This window comes from Citrobacter rodentium NBRC 105723 = DSM 16636 (genome assembly GCF_021278985.1).
Taxonomy (GTDB): domain Bacteria; phylum Pseudomonadota; class Gammaproteobacteria; order Enterobacterales; family Enterobacteriaceae; genus Citrobacter_A; species Citrobacter_A rodentium.
The window spans coordinates 2,122,083-2,138,847 of sequence record NZ_CP082833.1 but is presented as its reverse complement, the minus strand read 5'-3'; the positions used below and the strand labels follow the sequence as shown (position 1 = coordinate 2,138,847).

The window sequence follows — 16,765 nt, the reverse complement described above, 5'->3', positions numbered from 1 at the left end:
ATTTTGTGAGAGGGTTTGCAGGACGCAAAAGAAGTTAGCACGCAAAGCAAAAAGACGTTTTAGAATCAACGCGGTACGGCTGCAAAAATTTGCAAAGATACATTGCGAGCGAGGTCACAGAATGTCAGGCAAGCTAAAAATGGACGAAATTGCGGCTCTTACCGGCTTCTCTGTGAGTACGGTTTCCCGGGTGCTGAGCGGGAAGTCCTACACCAGCGACAGAGCGCGGGAGGCGATAGTCAAATGCGCCCGCCAGCTGGGCGTGCTTGACTCGCTCGCCAGCGGGCGACTGCTGATCAACGGCATTGTGGTTTTTGCGCCGCAGAGAACATTTACCTCCCAGGGCGACGCGTTTTACCTGGAGGTGACGCGCGGGATTGCCGAAGCGGTAGCGCCGCACGATGTCTATCTCACTTACTGCGGGCTGGATGAGCAGCGTGCGGATGTGAAAGTTTTTCTGGAAAAGGCCAACAATAAAAATATCAACGCCATCATTCTGATCGGCATTGACGATCCGACCATTCACACGCTGGCGCAGTCGCTGGAGAAACCGTGCGTATTGATTAATACGCAGGATCGGGAAGGGCTGATTGACGCGGTATCACCCGATCACCGGGCGACGGGCAACCGGGCGACGCAGTATCTGTTCGATCGGGGGCACCGACGCATTCTGCATATCACCAGCCTGCGCCGGGAAACCATGTACTGGCGGCTGGAAGGGATCAAAGAGGTGTATCGCCAGTATCAGATCCCGTTTGATTCACAGCGCGATTTGTTGGTAACGGAAGGATTTACCGCCGAAGAGGCGGAGCAGGCGACAGACGACTGGCTGCGCAATACGCCGCGTCAGGCGTGGCCGGAGGTGATTTTTTGCGCGGGCGCGCCGATGTCGTTGGGAATTCGTCACGTGCTTGAGCGCCTGCGGGTTCGTATACCCGAGGATATATCGTTGATGACTATCGGCGTACAGGAGCTGGATGCCGATATCGTCGGGGCGGTAACCAGCATTGCCATTCCCTGCCGGGCGCTGGGGGTGGAGGCGGTGCATCTGTTGCAAAACCGCCTCAACCGACCCTCCGCCCCGGTGTTCAATTTACTGTTAAAAGGCAAGGTGCTGGAGAGAGGCACGGTGGTCAACGCCACGCGCCACGCCGCCCGCGTTGCCGTGGCGCGGTAAATTCCGTGTGCGTATTGCCGGATAGCGGCGCAAGCGCCTTATCCGGCCTTGATATCAAACGCTTTAACTTTGCGGCGGCAGGCAAACGCCAATTCCGCCGATGCCGCAGTAGCCGTACGGATTTTTATGCAGATACTGCTGATGATCGTCCTCGGCGTAATAGAACGGTCTGGCGCTGCTGATTTCTGTGGTAATAACGCGATCGTCGCCGGCTGCGGTCATCGCCGCCTGAAAACGCTCTGCGCTGGCGCGCGCCGCGGCTTCCTGTTCCGGCGTCAGCGGATAGATCGCCGAGCGGTACTGCGTGCCGTGGTCGTTGCCCTGACGCATACCCTGCGCCGGATCGTGATTCTCCCAGAACACCTGCAATAACTGCTCATAGCTGATGACTTTCGGGTCGTATACCACCCGTACCGCTTCGGCATGGCCGGTTTCGCCGGTGCACACTTCCCGGTAGGTCGGGTTGGGCGTATAGCCTCCGGTGTAGCCTGCGGCGGTGCTGTACACGCCGGGAAGCTGCCAGAACAGTCGCTCCACGCCCCAGAAGCAGCCCATGGCGAAAATGGCGATTTCCATCCCTTCCGGTACGTTGGTCATTGAATGTTCATTAACGGCGTGCAGCGTCGCCACGGGCATCGGGGTATTACGTCCCGGCAGGGCATCTGACGGTGAAATCAGGTGCTTTTTATCAAATAAACTCATGGTGCCGTTCTCCCGAAAATCTGTAATTGGGGTTAAGGTTGTAACAAGACGCGTATTTGCACACAATATCGGTTACGAATAGGTCTAGAGTAAACATAAGAAATATTTGGGTTGGCGTCTGTTTTTCAATCCCAATTGTTGGGTTTTTGTTAAGCCGTGGATCGGCATTAAGCGTGTTTTCCAGGGTGGAAATAAGGGATATTCAGGAGAAAAAGTGCCACATATCCGTCAGTTATGCTGGGTAAGCCTGATGTGCTTAAGCAGTTCCGCCTTTGCCGCGAACGTCCGGTTACAGGTCGAAGGATTATCAGGGGAACTGGAGAGAAACGTCCGCGCTCAGCTCTCCACCATTCAAAGCGATGAGGTGACGCCGGACAGGCGTTTTCGCGCGCGCGTGGATGATGCTATCCGCGAAGGGCTGAAAGCGCTGGGCTATTATGAGCCGACCATCGATTTTGATCTGCGTCCGCCGCCGGCAAAAGGGCGGCAGGTATTACTTGCCAGAGTCTCGCCGGGAGAACCGGTGCGCATTGGCGGGACAGGAGTCATTTTACGCGGCGGCGCGCGTACCGACAGAGATTATCTGGATCTGCTGAAAACGCGTCCGGCCATCGGTACGGTGCTCAATCACGGGGATTACGACAACTTCAAAAAGTCCCTCACCAGCGTGGCGCTACGTAAAGGGTATTTCGACAGCGAATTTAACAAAAGCCAGCTGGGCGTCGCGCTTGACCGCCACCAGGCCTTCTGGGATATCGATTACAACAGCGGCGAACGCTATCGTTTCGGCCATGTCACCTTTGAAGGGTCGCAGATCCGCGATGAGTATCTGCAAAATCTGGTGCCGTTCAAAGAGGGGGACGAGTACGAATCGAAAGATCTCGGGGAGCTGAACCGCCGCCTCTCGGCGACCGGCTGGTTCAACTCGGTGGTGGTCGCGCCGGAGTTCGATAAGGCGCGCGAAACCAAAGTGCTGCCGCTGAAAGGGGTGGTATCTCCGCGCACTGAAAACACCGTTGAAACCGGGGTTGGTTACTCCACCGACGTCGGCCCGCGGGTGAAGGCGACGTGGAAAAAACCGTGGATGAACTCCTACGGACATAGCCTGACCACCAGCGCCAGCATCTCCGCTCCGGAGCAGGTGCTGGATTTCAGCTACAAAATCCCCCTGTTAAAGAACCCGCTGGAGCAGTATTACCTGGTGCAGGGCGGCTTTAAGCGCACCGATTTAAACGATACCGAGCAGGACTCCACGACGCTGGCGCTTTCCCGCTACTGGGATCTCTCTAGCGGCTGGCAGAGGGCGATTAACCTGCGCTGGAGCCTCGACCACTTTACCCAGGGGGAAGTGACCAATACCACCATGCTGCTCTATCCGGGCGTGATGATCAGCCGTACCCGCTCGCGCGGCGGCCTGATGCCGACCTGGGGCGACTCGCAGCGCTATTCCGTTGACTACTCAAACACGGCCTGGGGCTCAGACGTCGACTTCTCGGTTATCCAGGCGCAAAACGTCTGGATCCGCACCCTGTACGATCGCCACCGCTTCGTGATGCGCGGCAACCTCGGCTGGATCGAAACCGGCGACTTCGACAAAGTACCGCCGGATCTGCGCTTCTTCGCCGGGGGCGATCGCAGCATCCGCGGCTATAAATACAAATCCATCTCGCCGAAGGACAGCAATGGCGACCTGAAAGGGGCCTCAAAGCTGGCGACCGGTTCGCTGGAGTACCAGTACAACGTCACCGGAAAATGGTGGGGGGCGGTATTTGTCGACAGCGGCGAAGCGGTCAGCGATATCCGCCGAAGCGATTTCAAAACCGGCGCCGGGGTAGGCGTGCGCTGGCAGTCTCCGGTCGGGCCGATCAAACTCGATTTCGCCGCGCCGATCGGCGATAAAGACGAACACGGTTTACAGTTTTACATCGGCCTGGGGCCTGAATTATGAGTTTGTGGAAGAAAATAAGCCTCGGGGTACTGATTTTTATCCTGCTGTTGCTGGCGACCGTCGGGTTTCTGGTGGGCACGACCACCGGTCTGCATCTGGTGTTCAGCGCGGCTAACCGCTGGGTGCCGGGGCTGGAGATAGGTCAGGTGACCGGCGGCTGGCGCGATCTGTCGCTGAAGAATATCCGTTACGACCAGCCAGGCGTGGCGGTCAACGCCGGGGAAGTTCACCTGGCCGTGGGGCTGGAGTGCCTGTGGAAAAGCAGCCTGTGCGTGAACGATCTGTCGCTGAAGGACATTAACGTCGTCATCGACAGCAAAAAGATGCCGCCAGGCGAACAGGTTGAAGAAGAGGAAGAGAGCGGCCCGCTGAATCTCTCCACCCCCTATCCGGTCACCCTTTCCCGCGTCGCGCTGGAAAACATCAACGTTAAAATCGATGACACCACCGTCTCGGTGATGGATTTTACCTCCGGCCTGAACTGGCAGGAGAAAAACCTGACCCTGAAGCCGACCGCGTTGCAGGGGCTGCTGATCGCGCTGCCGAAGGTGGCGGAAGTGGCCCAGGAAGAGGTGGTTGAGCCGAAGATCCAGAACCCGCAGCCGGATGAAAAACCGCTCGGCGAGACGTTACAGGATCTATTCTCAAAGCCAGTCCTGCCGGAAATGACCGACGTTCATCTGCCGCTCAATCTTAATATCGAGGAGTTTAAAGGCGAACAGCTGCGTCTCACGGGCGATACCGATCTGACGGTCTTTAGCCTGCTGCTGAAGGTGAGCAGCATCGACGGCAATATGAAGCTAGATGCGCTGGACATCGACTCCAGTCAGGGAGCGGTTAACGCGACCGGTACCGCGCAGCTGGCCAATAACTGGCCGGTGGATATTACCCTCAACAGTACGCTGAACGTCGAGCCGCTGAAGGGCGAGAAGATCAAGCTGAAGGTGGGCGGCGCGCTGCGCGAGCAGCTGGAAGTGGGGGTCAATCTTTCCGGCCCGCTGGATGTGAATCTGCGGGCGCAGGCGCGGCTGGCGGAGGCCGGGCTGCCGCTCAATCTGGAAGTGGTCAGCGAGCAGATATCCTGGCCGTTTACCGGCGACAGGCAGTTCCAGGCCGATAATACCCGCCTTAAACTCACCGGCAAAATGACCGATTACACCCTGTCGATGCGCACGGCGGTGAAAGGGCAGGATGTGCCGCCAGCCACCATCACGCTGGATGCCAAAGGCAACGAACAACAGATCAACCTCGACAAGCTTACCGTTGCGGCGCTGGAAGGAAAAACCGAGCTGAAAGCGCTGGTGGACTGGCGGCAGGCGATCAGCTGGCGCGGCGAACTGACGCTGGACGGCATCAACACCGCAAAAGAGGTGCCGGACTGGCCGTCGAAGCTAAACGGCCTGATCAAAACCCGCGGCAGCCTGTATGGCGGCAGCTGGCAGATGGAGGTGCCGGAGCTGAAGCTGACCGGCAACGTTAAGCAGAACAAGGTTAACGTCAACGGTTCGCTGAAGGGCAACAGCTACATGCAGTGGACCATCCCTGGCCTGCACCTGGTGCTGGGGCCAAACAGCGCTGATGTGAAAGGCGAGCTGGGGGTCAAGGATCTCAACCTGGACGCCACCATCGACGCGCCGGGGCTGGATAACGCGCTGCCGGGACTGGGCGGAACGGCGAAAGGGCTGGTGAAAGTGCGCGGTACGGTCGACGCGCCGCAGCTGCTGGCGGATATTACCGCCCGTGGCCTGCGCTGGCAGGAGCTTTCCATCGCTCAGGTACGGGTGGACGGTGACATCAAATCGACCGACCAGATTGCCGGTAAGCTTGATGTCCGGGTGGAGCGCATCTCGCAGCCGGATGTGAATATCAATCTCGTCACTCTGCATGCCAAAGGCAGCGAAAAGCAGCACGAACTCCAGCTGCGGATTCAGGGCGAGCCGGTTTCCGGGCAGCTCGATCTGGCCGGTAGCTTTGACCGTGAAGAGATGCGCTGGAAAGGCACGCTGAGCAATACCCGCTTCCGCACGCCGGTGGGACCGTGGTCGCAAACCCGCGCCATCGCGCTGGACTATCGCGGTCAGGAGCAAAAAATCAGTATCGGGCCGCACTGCTGGACCAACCCGAACGCCGAGCTGTGCGTGCCGCAAACGATAGATGCCGGCGCGGAAGGCCGGGCGGTGGTGAATCTCAACCGTTTCGATCTGGCGATGCTGAAGCCGTTTATGCCGGAGACGACCCAGGCCAGCGGCGTGTTTAGCGGCAAAGCTGACGTGGCGTGGGACACCACCAAAGAAGGGCTGCCGCAGGGCAACGTCACGCTTTCCGGACGCAGCGTGAAGGTGACGCAGACGGTCAACGACGCGCCGCTGCCGCTGGCGTTTGACACCCTGAACGTCAGCGCCGATCTGCATGACAACCGCGCGGAGCTGGGCTGGCAGATCCGCCTGAGCAACAACGGTCAACTGGACGGGCAGGTGCAGGTGACCGATCCGCAGGGGCGTCGCAATCTGGGCGGCAACGTAAGCATCCGCAATCTTAACCTGGCGATGGTGAATCCGATCTTCGCCCGCGGCGAAAAAGCGGCGGGGTTGCTGAACGCGAACCTGCGCCTGGGCGGCGATGTGCAAAGCCCGCAGATGTTTGGTCAGCTGCAGCTGAACGGCGTGGATATCGACGGTAACTTTATGCCGTTCGATATGCAGCCGAGCCAGCTGGCGATGAACTTCAACGGGACGCGCTCAACGCTTACCGGCGTGGTGCGTACCCAGCAGGGAGAGATTAACCTGAGCGGCGACGCCGACTGGAGCCAGATCGAGAACTGGCGCGCGCGGATAGCGGCGAAAGGAAGCCGGGTGCGGATCACCGTACCGCCGATGGTGCGTCTGGACGTGTCGCCGGACGTGGTATTTGAGGCGACGCCAAGCCTGTTCACCCTCGATGGCCGCGTGGATGTGCCGTGGGCGCGTATCGTAGTGCATGAGCTGCCGGAAAGCGCGGTGGGCGTTTCCAGCGACGAAGTGATGCTGAATAATCAACTCCAGCCGGAGGAGCCGCAGACCGCCGCGATCCCCATCAACAGCAATCTGATCGTGCATGTCGGCAATAACGTGCGGATGGACGCCTTCGGGCTGAGAGCGCGTCTGACCGGCGATCTGAAGGTGGCGCAGGATAAACAGGGGCTGGGGCTGAACGGGCAGATCAATATACCGGAAGGCCGATTCCACGCCTACGGGCAGGATCTGCTGGTGCGCAAAGGTGAACTGCTGTTCTCCGGTCCGCCGGATCAGCCGATATTGAATATCGAAGCGATTCGTAACCCGGAGGCGACAGAAGACGACGTGATCGCCGGCGTTCGCGTCACCGGTTCGGCAGATGAGCCGAAGGCGGAGATCTTCTCCGATCCGGCGATGTCGCAGCAGGAGGCGCTCTCTTACCTGTTACGCGGCCAGGGTCTGGACAGTAACCAGAGCGACAGCGCGGCGATGACCTCAATGCTTATTGGTCTGGGGGTTGCACAAAGTGGTCAGGTTGTGGGTAAAATCGGGGAGACATTCGGCGTAAGCAATTTGGCGCTGGACACGCAGGGGGTCGGAGATTCATCCCAGGTGGTGGTCAGCGGATATGTATTGCCTGGTCTGCAGGTGAAATATGGCGTGGGGATATTCGACTCATTAGCCACGCTCACGCTACGTTACCGCCTGATGCCTAAGCTATATCTGGAAGCCGTGTCTGGCGTAGACCAGGCACTGGATTTGCTCTATCAGTTTGAGTTTTAGCAATGCGAATATTTGTCTACGGCAGTTTACGAACCAAGCAAGGCAACAGCCACTGGATGACCAATGCTCTGTTGCTGGGCGAGTACAGTATTGATAACTACCAGTTGTACAGTCTGGGCCACTATCCAGGCGCGGTTCCGGGGAACGGAACGGTACACGGTGAGGTTTATCGTATTGATAACGCCACGCTGGCCGAGCTGGATGCCTTACGCACCCGGGGCGGCGAATACGCACGCCAGTTGATCCAGACGCCGTACGGAAGTGCATGGATGTACGTGTACCAACGTCCGGTTGAAGGATTAACGCTGATCGAAAGCGGTAACTGGTTAGACAGAGACCAGTACTGAGCCAAACGCGCCACCTTCGGGTGGCGTTGTTTTTGCGAGGCCCTACGCAAAGTTATTTGTCATTTCACCACGCAATTTCTTTTTTCTCCGTCCCGCTTTCCGAAAAGAAAACGCCGCTTCATTTTCCGCTGGCGCGCACACTTTTAGCGGCGTAAAACGTTCTTGTTTCCACACCGGGTTATACTTTGTCTAACTCTGGAGGTGGATATGCGAATTACCATTAAGAAATGGGGAAACAGTGCCGGTATGGTGATACCAAACGTGGTGATGAAAGAGCTTGGCTTACAGCCGGGACAGAGTATGGAGGCCCATGTGACGAACAATCAGTTAGTGCTGACGCCCGCCATAAAGCGGTATTCGCTGGAGGAACTGCTTGCGCAGTGCGATCCGCAGGCGCCTGAAATACGCGAACAGGAGATATGGGGAGCCGCGGATCCGGCTGGTGATGAAATATGGTGAAGGAGCAGGTATTCGAACGGGGAGACATTGTGCTGGTCGGCTTCGAGCCGGCAAGCGGTCATGAACAACAGGGTAAGCGTCGGCCTGCGCTGGTTCTCTCCGTTCGTCCATTTAATCAGATGGGGATGACTCTGGTTGCGCCCATCACCCAGGGGGGGAACTATGCGCGTTACGCCGGGTTTTGCGTTCCGCTTCACTGTGAGGAGGGAGATATTCAGGGAATGGTGCTGATCAACCAGATACGGATGCTGGATCTCCGCGCCGGAGAGGCCCGTCGCATAGGCCTGGCTGCGGATGAGGTGGTCGAAGATGCGTTATTAAGATTGCAGGCCATCGTGGAATAGGGGAACAGGGGAAGGTAAGCCGGATAAGGCGCTTCGTCAGGCATAAAAAAACCCCGATCCGCCGATGCCCGACGTTCAGGGTTTATTGCAAAACGAACTTATTTCTTCGCAGCGCGCTCGAAGGAGGCAACGATTTCCGCTTTGGCGGCTTCGGCGTTGTCCCAGCCGTCCACTTTCACCCATTTGCCTTTTTCGAGATCTTTGTAGTGTTCGAAGAAGTGGGCAATCTGCGCTTTCAGCAGTTCCGGCAGGTCGTTCACATCTTTAATGTGATCGTACTCTTTGCTCAGCTTGGTGTGCGGTACGGCAACCAGCTTCGCGTCTTCACCGGTTTCGTCGGTCATTTTCAGAACGCCAACCGGACGGCAGCGGATCACGGAGCCCGGCTGCAGCGGGTACGGGGTCGGGACCAGTACGTCAACCGGGTCGCCGTCCAGAGACAGGGTGTGGTTGATGTAGCCGTAGTTGCACGGATAGAACATCGCGGTGGACATGAAGCGGTCAACGAACAGCGCGCCGCTCTCTTTGTCGACTTCGTATTTGATCGGATCTGCGTTAGCCGGGATTTCAATCACTACATAGATATCTTCCGGCAGCTCTTTACCCGCAGGTACGTTGAGTAAGCTCATGTCTGTTTCCTTTAACTGTGTCTTAAACAAGTGGCGAGTATTATAGCTATCTCGCGCCGAATGTCTCCGCCTGATTTTAGTTTCCCTCGCTTCGCTGCGCGCTTTTCAGCGCACTCTCATGACAGAAAAATCCATATCTTTAGCCGCTTTTTTCATAGGTCGATGGAAGCGATTACAAACTTGTGATTAACGTTTTATTTACTTTTTTGAAGTGTGATGTAACGCAATCCGTTACATAGTCGATTGTCTATAGTTTTTTCGCGACTGTTTCTTAACCAACTAAAACCCACCCTACGAGGACACAGTTATGTGGAAGCGCTTACTTTTAGTCACAGCAGTTTCGGCAGCCATGTCGTCTATAGTCATGGCCGCTCCCTTAACCGTAGGATTTTCGCAGGTCGGCTCAGAGTCCGGCTGGCGCGCCGCAGAAACTAACGTGGCGAAAAGCGAGGCCGAAAAGCGCGGCATTACGCTGAAGATCGCCGACGGCCAGCAAAAGCAGGAAAACCAGATTAAAGCGGTGCGTTCGTTTGTCGCCCAGGGCGTCGATGCCATCTTCATCGCGCCGGTGGTTGCGACGGGGTGGGAACCGGTGCTGAAGGAAGCGAAAGATGCGGAGATTCCGGTATTTCTGCTCGATCGCTCCATCGATGTAAAAGACAACTCTCTCTATATGACAACGGTGACGGCAGATAACGTCCTGGAAGGCAAACTGATTGGCGACTGGCTGATAAAAGAGGTGAACGGCAAGCCGTGCAACGTGGTTGAGTTACAGGGAACGGTAGGCGCCAGCGTGGCGATCGATCGTAAGAAAGGCTTTGCGGAGGCCATCGCTAACGCGCCAAACATCAAAATCATCCGCTCTCAGTCCGGCGATTTTACCCGCAGTAAGGGTAAAGAAGTGATGGAGAGCTTTATCAAAGCGGAAAACAACGGCAAGAACATCTGCATGGTCTACGCCCACAACGACGATATGGCGATCGGCGCCATTCAGGCGATAAAAGAGGCAGGGCTGAAACCGGGTAAAGATATTCTCACCGGTTCCATCGACGGCGTACCGGATATCTTTAAGGCGATGATTGACGGCGACGCTAACGCCAGCGTTGAGCTGACGCCCAATATGGCTGGGCCAGCCTTCGACGCGCTCGAAAAATTCAAGAAAGACGGCACGATGCCGCAGAAAGTCACCCTTACCAAATCGACGCTCTATCTGCCGGATACCGCGAAAGAGGAGTTAGAGAAGAAGAAAAATATGGGCTATTGATCGATTGAAAATGCCGGGCGGCGCTGTACCTGTCCGGCCTGTGATATACCGCTCTGTAGGCCGGATAAGGCGGTTACGCCGCCATCCGGCATTTACTGGCTGAGGCGCAATGCGTGCCCGTTCTGCGCTGACCCTGCTTTTTGCACCGGGGGAACCATGACCACCGATCAACATCAGGAAATCCTCCGTACCGAGGGCTTGAGTAAATTCTTCCCTGGCGTTAAAGCGCTGGATAACGTCGATTTCAGCCTGCGACGCGGCGAAATCATGGCGCTGCTGGGGGAGAACGGCGCCGGGAAATCGACGCTAATCAAGGCGCTGACCGGCGTTTACCATGCCGATCGCGGCGCCATTTTTCTTGAAGGCAACGCCATTTCCCCAAAGAACACCGCCCATGCCCAGCAGCTGGGTATCGGCACGGTGTATCAGGAGGTGAACCTGCTGCCGAACATGTCGGTGGCCGATAATCTGTTTATTGGTCGCGAGCCCCGACGTTTTGGCCTGCTGCGGCGCAAAGAGATGGAAAAGCGCGCCACGGAGCTGATGGTTTCTTACGGCTTCTCTCTCGACGTGCGCGAGCCGCTAAACCGCTTTTCGGTGGCGATGCAGCAAATTGTCGCCATCTGTCGGGCTATCGATCTCTCTGCGAAGGTATTGATCCTCGACGAACCCACCGCCAGCCTCGATACCCAGGAAGTGGAGATGCTGTTTGGCCTGATGCGCCATCTGCGCGATCGCGGCGTCAGCCTGATCTTCGTGACCCATTTTCTCGATCAGGTCTATGAAGTCAGCGATCGGATCACTGTTTTACGCAACGGTAGCTTTGTCGGCTGTCGGGAAACCCGTGAGCTGCCGCAGATCGAACTGGTGAAGATGATGCTGGGACGCGAACTCGACACACATGCGCTTAAGCGAGCAGGGCGCACCCTGCTGAGCGAGAAGCCCGTGGCGGCGTTTAAAGGCTTTGGCAGAAAGGGAACCATCGCGCCGTTCGACCTCGCCGTGCGCCCCGGCGAGATCGTCGGTCTGGCCGGACTGTTGGGATCCGGGCGAACGGAAACCGCAGAAGTTATTTTCGGCGTCAAACCGGCAGACAGCGGCAGCGCGCTGATCAAGGGCAGGCCGCAAACGCTGCGATCGCCGCATCAGGCGTCCTGTCTGGGGATCGGCTTCTGTCCGGAAGATCGCAAAACCGACGGCATAATCGCCGCGGCGTCGGTACGGGAAAATATCATTCTGGCGCTACAGGCCCAGCGCGGCTGGCTACGACCGATTCCGCGTAAGGAACAGGATGACATCGCCGCGCGCTTCATCCGTCAGTTGGGTATCCGCACGCCCGACGCGGAACAGCCGATTGAGTTTCTCTCCGGCGGTAACCAGCAGAAGGTGCTGCTGTCACGCTGGCTGCTGACCAGACCGCAGTTTCTGATCCTCGACGAACCCACGCGCGGTATTGATGTTGGCGCGCACGCCGAGATCGTCCGGCTGATCGAAACCCTGTGCGCCGACGGTCTGGCGCTGCTGGTGATCTCCTCAGAACTGGAAGAGCTGGTGGGCTATGCGGATCGGGTTATTATTCTGCGCGACCGTAAACAGGTAGCGGAGATCCCGCTGGCTGAACTGTCCGTGCCGGCGATCATGAACGCCATTGCGGCATAAGGAGATCTGTGTGATGCCTCACTCTGTTCCGCAAAGCGCTTCGTCAAAGCGTCGCTTTCGCTGGCCAGCCGGAACGCCGCAGCTGATCGCGCTCCTGCTGGTGCTGTTGGCGGACAGCCTTGTCGCGCCGCATTTTTATCAGATCGTCCTGCAGGACGGGCGTCTGTTCGGCAGCCCGATCGATATTCTCAACCGCGCCGCCCCCGTGGCGCTGCTGGCGATAGGCATGACGCTGGTGATCGCCACCGGCGGCATCGATCTTTCCGTCGGTGCGGTAATGGCGATAGCCGGCGCCACCACCGCCGCGATGACCGTCGCCGGGCACAGCCTGCCGGTGGTGCTGCTTGCCGCGCTGGGCGCAGGCGTTCTTGCGGGGTTATGGAACGGTATCCTGGTGGCGATCCTGAAAATTCAGCCGTTCGTCGCGACGCTGATCCTGATGGTAGCCGGGCGCGGCGTCGCACAGCTGATCACCGCCGGGCAGATCGTCACTTTTAACTCGCCCGCGCTCTCCTGGCTTGGCAGCGGATCGCTGCTGCTGTTTCCGACGCCGGTTATTATCGTACTGGTCACGCTGGCGCTGTTCTGGCTGCTCACACGCAAAACTGCGCTTGGCCTGTTTATCGAAGCGGTCGGGATCAATATCCGGGCGGCAAAAAACGCCGGCGTGAATACGCGGATCATCGTCATGCTCACCTATATGCTGAGCGGGCTGTGCGCGGCGATCGCGGGCGTTATCGTCGCGGCGGATATTCGCGGCGCGGACGCCAACAACGCCGGGCTGTGGCTGGAGCTGGACGCGATTCTGGCGGTGGTGATCGGCGGCGGCTCGCTGATGGGCGGACGCTTCAACCTGTTTTTATCGGTAGTGGGGGCGCTGATCATTCAGGGGATGAACACCGGTATTTTGCTCTCCGGCTTCCCGCCGGAGATGAACCAGGTTGTGAAGGCCGTGGTGGTGCTGTGCGTGCTGATTGTCCAGTCGCAGCGCTTTATCAGTCTGATTAAAGGAGTGCGCGGTCGTGATAAAACGTAATTTACCGCTGATGATCACCCTCGGGGTTTTTGTGCTGGGCTACCTTTACTGCCTGACGCAGTTTCCCGGCTTCGCCTCCACGCGGGTGATCTGTAATATCCTGACCGACAACGCTTTTCTCGGCATCATCGCCGTCGGCATGACCTTTGTGATCCTCTCCGGCGGGATCGATCTCTCCGTAGGGTCAGTGATTGCCTTTACCGGCGTCTTTCTTGCAAAAGCCATCGGTTATTGGGGGATCTCGCCGCTGCTGGCGTTTCCGCTGGTGCTGGCGATGGGCTGTGCCTTCGGCGCCTTTATGGGGCTACTGATTGACGCGCTGAAGCTCCCGGCGTTTATCATCACCCTCGCCGGGATGTTCTTTCTGCGCGGGGTCAGCTATCTGCTCTCTGAGGAGTCAATTCCCATCAACCATCCCGTCTACGACACCCTCTCCAGCCTGGCGTGGAAAATTCCCGGCGGTGGCCGCCTGAGCGCGATGGGGCTACTGATGCTGGCGGTGGTGGCGATCGGTATTTTTCTCGCTCACCGCACGCGGTTTGGCAATCAGGTGTACGCCATTGGCGGTAACGCGACCTCAGCAAGCCTGATGGGGATTTCCACTCGCAGCACCACCATCCGTATCTATATGCTTTCTTCCGGGCTGGCGACGCTTGCCGGGATTGTGTTCTCCATCTATACCCAGGCCGGGTACGCGCTGGCGGGCGTTGGGGTGGAACTGGACGCTATCGCGTCGGTGGTGATTGGCGGCACGCTGCTCAGCGGCGGAACAGGCACCGTGCTCGGCACGCTGTTTGGCGTGGCGATTCAGGGTCTGATCCAGACCTACATCAACTTCGACGGTACGCTCAGTTCCTGGTGGACGAAAATCGCAATTGGCATTTTGTTATTCATTTTCATCGCCATGCAGCGTGGTCTGACGGTGCTGTGGGAGAATCGTCAGCACTCGCCCGTCACCCGCACAGGATCGGCCAGCGCGCCAGAAAGAAACAGATGAAATAATTAATCAGCTAAACTTATTCCGGTTGTTGTCGATAGATTTTATATCTTCTTCAACCGGACAATAACGATGCCCAACTCCCTCTCCGTAAGAAATACTCTGCTGGTCTTATTATCGCTGATTACTGCATTCCTGCTGCTGACGGGCGGTATGGGAATGTATGCCTCGACCCACAACATCACCTCCTGGGCCTGGTTCGGCGCTATGTGGGGCGTCATGCTGGCGACTATCGCGCTGCTGGCTGTCGCCTGGCTGATGCTGCGTAATAATATTCTCAACCCGCTGGACAGCCTGGTTAAACAACTGGAGCGCCTGGCGACCGGCGATTTGTCGGCGACGGAAAGCCGCTACGCCAGCGCCGAGTTTAATCGCCTGCAGGCCGCGCTTGAGGGAATGCGCGTGGCGCTGAGCGAATCGGTAAAACGAGTACGTAAAGCCAGCTCGCAAATCGATACCGGCAGCCATAAGCTGGCGGCAGGCAATATGAACCTTGCCGTGCGCACCGAATCGACCGCCACTTCGCTGGAACAAACCGCCGCCAGCATAGAGCAGCTCACCGCGACGGTGAAACAGAACGCGGAAAACGCCGGTCAGGCGCATCAGCTGGCGAAACTGGTATCGGATACCGCCGATCGCGGCAGCGAAATGGTCTGCTACGTCATCGAGAAAATGCGCGATATCTCCGGTAGCTCCAACCGGATTGCCGATATCCTCGGCGTTATCGACGGCATTGCGTTCCAGACCAATATCCTGGCGCTGAACGCCTCGGTCGAAGCGGCGCGCGCAGGAGAGCAGGGACGGGGTTTTGCGGTGGTGGCGGGTGAAGTCCGTAACCTCGCCAGCCGGAGCGCTGAGGCGGCGAAAGAGATCCGCACGCTGATCGGCGATTCTCAGGCGCAGGTCCACGAAGGCAGCGACCTGGCGATGCAGGCGGGGGAAACGATGGATGAGATCGCCAACGAAGTGATGCAGATGACGACGCTGATGCGGGAAATCGCCAGCGCGTCGCAGGAGCAGAGCCGCGGCATTGAACAGGTGAATGTTGCAGTCAGCCAGATGGATGAGACGGCGCAGCAGAACGCGGCGTTAGTGCAGCAATCTTCCGCGGCCACCCGCTCGCTGGAAGAGCAGTCTCAGGCGTTAATCGAGGCGATGTCTGCATTTAAATTACAGACGGCTTAAGGGGAAATGCCGGATGGCTCCGGCCTACAACACACGGTCTGTAGGCCAGTTAAGCGTTAGCGCCATCCGGTCAGGTTTTACGCGTCGGGGAACTCACGAATAAAACGTTCTACGTCCTCAACCATATGGTCGTTGCCGACGAAGAACGAGCGGCGCTGATGCAGGCTCTCCGGAACAATGTCCAGGATACGCTCTTTCCCGTCGCTCGCTTTGCCGCCTGCCTGTTCCGCAAGAAACGCCATCGGGTTGCATTCATACAGCAGACGCAGCTTCCCTTCCGGGTGGCTGGCGGTGCTTGGGTAGAGATAAATTCCGCCTTTCAGCAGGTTGCGATGGAAGTCCGCCACCAGCGAACCAATGTAGCGCGAAGTGTACGGGCGGTTGGTGGACTTATCCTCTTCCTGGCAGAATTTAATGTACTTCTTCACGCCGTTCGGGAACTTGATGTAGTTACCTTCGTTGATCGAGTACGTTTTGCCCTTCTGCGGGAAGCGCATACGCTCCTGGCACAGGCAGAACACGCCCAGCGACGGATCGTAGGTGAAAGCGTGCACGCCGCAGCCGGTGGTGTAGACCAGCATGGTGGAAGAGCCATAAACCACGTAGCCCGCGGCAACCTGTTTGTTGCCCGGCTGGAGGAAATCTTCTTCCGTTACCGGCGTGCCGACCGGCGTGACCCGGCGATAGATAGAAAAAATCGTTCCGACAGAAACGTTAACATCGATGTTGGACGAACCATCCAGAGGATCCATCAGCACCACGTACTTCGCGTGTTCACAGCCTTCAAAGACGACGATCTCATCTTCTTCTTCAGAGGCGATGCCCGCGACGATATCGCGTGCCTTGAGCGCCGCTTTCAGTTTCTCGTTCGCGAACAGATCGAGCTTCTGTTGAACCTCGCCCTGCACGTTCTCAGCACCGCTGGCACCCAGGATATCGACCAGTCCGGCCTTATTGATATCACGGTGGATGATCTTGGCGCCCAGCTTTATTGCCGACAGCAAAGCAGTGAGCTCACCGGTTGCATGCGAGAACTCGTGCTGCTTTTCGACAATAAATTCACCTAACGTTTTCATAACACTTTCCCTGCAATTGATATGGAGTAAAGCGACCTTAACAATCTTAACAAATATTTCAGGGACTGCGCTCAGGTGAATCGCGCCAGCAAACTACGGATTATCCTGAAATGCGTTTCTCACCGGGCTGACATATGCGTAAAATGGCTCCCGGATTAAAAAAGGA

Annotated in this window: 14 protein-coding genes; 11 read left to right on the top strand and 3 right to left on the bottom strand. The window is 57.6% G+C overall.

Going from position 1 to position 16,765, the window contains the following annotated elements:
• Positions 1 to 121: 121 nt before the first annotated feature.
• Positions 122 to 1,177 carry a LacI family DNA-binding transcriptional regulator gene (locus K7R23_RS10105; RefSeq protein WP_012907366.1) on the top strand — a complete coding sequence of 352 codons (1,056 nt, stop codon included), beginning with the start codon at positions 122 to 124 and terminating at the stop codon, positions 1,175 to 1,177.
• 63 nt (positions 1,178 to 1,240) lie between these two features.
• Here K7R23_RS10105 and msrA read toward each other — a convergent pair whose 3' ends face one another.
• Positions 1,241 to 1,879: a peptide-methionine (S)-S-oxide reductase MsrA gene (msrA, locus tag K7R23_RS10100; RefSeq protein ID WP_012907367.1), complete on the bottom strand. Its 639-nt coding sequence runs from the start codon at positions 1,877 to 1,879 to the stop codon at positions 1,241 to 1,243.
• A 214-nt stretch (positions 1,880 to 2,093) separates the two neighbouring features.
• Here msrA and tamA point away from each other — a divergent pair, with 214 nt between their 5' ends.
• From tamA to K7R23_RS10075, 5 genes are all read left to right on the top strand, one after another.
• Positions 2,094 to 3,827 carry an autotransporter assembly complex protein TamA gene (tamA, locus tag K7R23_RS10095; protein ID WP_012907368.1) on the top strand — a complete coding sequence of 578 codons (1,734 nt, stop codon included), beginning with the start codon at positions 2,094 to 2,096 and terminating at the stop codon, positions 3,825 to 3,827.
• Complete coding sequence (gene tamB, locus K7R23_RS10090; protein WP_012907369.1) at positions 3,824 to 7,603, top strand: autotransporter assembly complex protein TamB; 3,780 nt, start codon at positions 3,824 to 3,826, stop codon at positions 7,601 to 7,603. The genes tamA and tamB overlap by 4 nt, the downstream gene beginning before the upstream one ends.
• A gap of 2 nt (positions 7,604 to 7,605) precedes the next feature.
• Entirely contained in the window at positions 7,606 to 7,950 is a 345-nt protein-coding gene (locus K7R23_RS10085) for a gamma-glutamylcyclotransferase family protein (RefSeq protein WP_012907370.1), read from the top strand.
• A gap of 207 nt (positions 7,951 to 8,157) precedes the next feature.
• Positions 8,158 to 8,409 carry a type II toxin-antitoxin system ChpS family antitoxin gene (locus K7R23_RS10080; protein ID WP_012907371.1) on the top strand — a complete coding sequence of 84 codons (252 nt, stop codon included), beginning with the start codon at positions 8,158 to 8,160 and terminating at the stop codon, positions 8,407 to 8,409.
• Positions 8,403 to 8,753, top strand: a complete 351-nt coding sequence (locus K7R23_RS10075; protein WP_012907372.1) for a type II toxin-antitoxin system ChpB family toxin — start codon at positions 8,403 to 8,405, stop codon at positions 8,751 to 8,753. The genes K7R23_RS10080 and K7R23_RS10075 overlap by 7 nt, the downstream gene beginning before the upstream one ends.
• A 98-nt stretch (positions 8,754 to 8,851) precedes the next feature.
• Here the strand turns inward: K7R23_RS10075 and ppa are convergent, their stop codons facing one another.
• Entirely contained in the window at positions 8,852 to 9,382 is a 531-nt protein-coding gene (gene ppa, locus K7R23_RS10070) for an inorganic diphosphatase (protein WP_012907373.1), read from the bottom strand.
• 307 nt (positions 9,383 to 9,689) lie between these two features.
• Here ppa and ytfQ point away from each other — a divergent pair, with 307 nt between their 5' ends.
• The 5 genes from ytfQ to K7R23_RS10045 all read left to right on the top strand — a co-directional run bounded on the left by ytfQ (position 9,690) and on the right by K7R23_RS10045 (position 15,523).
• Entirely contained in the window at positions 9,690 to 10,646 is a 957-nt protein-coding gene (ytfQ, locus tag K7R23_RS10065) for a galactofuranose ABC transporter substrate-binding protein YtfQ (RefSeq protein ID WP_012907374.1), read from the top strand.
• A 156-nt stretch (positions 10,647 to 10,802) separates the two neighbouring features.
• The gene (ytfR, locus tag K7R23_RS10060; protein ID WP_012907375.1) at positions 10,803 to 12,305 is read left to right on the top strand and encodes a galactofuranose ABC transporter, ATP-binding protein YtfR; all 1,503 of its coding nucleotides are present in this window, start codon (positions 10,803 to 10,805) and stop codon (positions 12,303 to 12,305) included.
• A gap of 13 nt (positions 12,306 to 12,318) precedes the next feature.
• Positions 12,319 to 13,341 carry a galactofuranose ABC transporter, ATP-binding protein YtfT gene (gene ytfT, locus K7R23_RS10055; RefSeq protein ID WP_012907376.1) on the top strand — a complete coding sequence of 341 codons (1,023 nt, stop codon included), beginning with the start codon at positions 12,319 to 12,321 and terminating at the stop codon, positions 13,339 to 13,341.
• Positions 13,328 to 14,338 (top strand): galactofuranose ABC transporter, permease protein YjfF, encoded by a 1,011-nt coding sequence (gene yjfF, locus K7R23_RS10050; protein ID WP_012907377.1) that lies wholly within the window; start codon positions 13,328 to 13,330, stop codon positions 14,336 to 14,338. Before ytfT ends, yjfF begins: the two co-directional genes overlap by 14 nt.
• 72 nt (positions 14,339 to 14,410) lie before the next feature.
• A complete protein-coding gene (locus K7R23_RS10045) occupies positions 14,411 to 15,523 on the top strand; it encodes a methyl-accepting chemotaxis protein (protein ID WP_012907378.1) in 1,113 nt (370 codons plus the stop codon).
• A 77-nt stretch (positions 15,524 to 15,600) separates the two neighbouring features.
• On the opposite strand, the gene fbp is transcribed toward K7R23_RS10045, so the two are convergent.
• Entirely contained in the window at positions 15,601 to 16,599 is a 999-nt protein-coding gene (fbp, locus tag K7R23_RS10040; protein WP_012907379.1) for a class 1 fructose-bisphosphatase, read from the bottom strand.
• Positions 16,600 to 16,765: the final 166 nt, after the last annotated feature.

Bases quoted from the DNA above. Each gene is read 5' to 3' on its own strand.
- K7R23_RS10105 (WP_012907366.1), top strand. From the start codon at position 122: ATGTCAGGCAAGCTAAAAATGGACGAAATTGCGGCTCTTACCGGCTTC.
- msrA (WP_012907367.1), bottom strand. From the start codon at position 1,879: ATGAGTTTATTTGATAAAAAGCACCTGATTTCACCGTCAGATGCCCTG.
- tamB (WP_012907369.1), top strand. From the start codon at position 3,824: ATGAGTTTGTGGAAGAAAATAAGCCTCGGGGTACTGATTTTTATCCTG.
- K7R23_RS10085 (WP_012907370.1), top strand. From the start codon at position 7,606: ATGCGAATATTTGTCTACGGCAGTTTACGAACCAAGCAAGGCAACAGC.
- K7R23_RS10080 (WP_012907371.1), top strand. From the start codon at position 8,158: ATGCGAATTACCATTAAGAAATGGGGAAACAGTGCCGGTATGGTGATA.
- K7R23_RS10075 (WP_012907372.1), top strand. From the start codon at position 8,403: ATGGTGAAGGAGCAGGTATTCGAACGGGGAGACATTGTGCTGGTCGGC.
- ppa (WP_012907373.1), bottom strand. From the start codon at position 9,382: ATGAGCTTACTCAACGTACCTGCGGGTAAAGAGCTGCCGGAAGATATC.
- ytfQ (WP_012907374.1), top strand. From the start codon at position 9,690: ATGTGGAAGCGCTTACTTTTAGTCACAGCAGTTTCGGCAGCCATGTCG.
- ytfR (WP_012907375.1), top strand. From the start codon at position 10,803: ATGACCACCGATCAACATCAGGAAATCCTCCGTACCGAGGGCTTGAGT.
- ytfT (WP_012907376.1), top strand. From the start codon at position 12,319: ATGCCTCACTCTGTTCCGCAAAGCGCTTCGTCAAAGCGTCGCTTTCGC.
- K7R23_RS10045 (WP_012907378.1), top strand. From the start codon at position 14,411: ATGCCCAACTCCCTCTCCGTAAGAAATACTCTGCTGGTCTTATTATCG.
- fbp (WP_012907379.1), bottom strand. From the start codon at position 16,599: ATGAAAACGTTAGGTGAATTTATTGTCGAAAAGCAGCACGAGTTCTCG.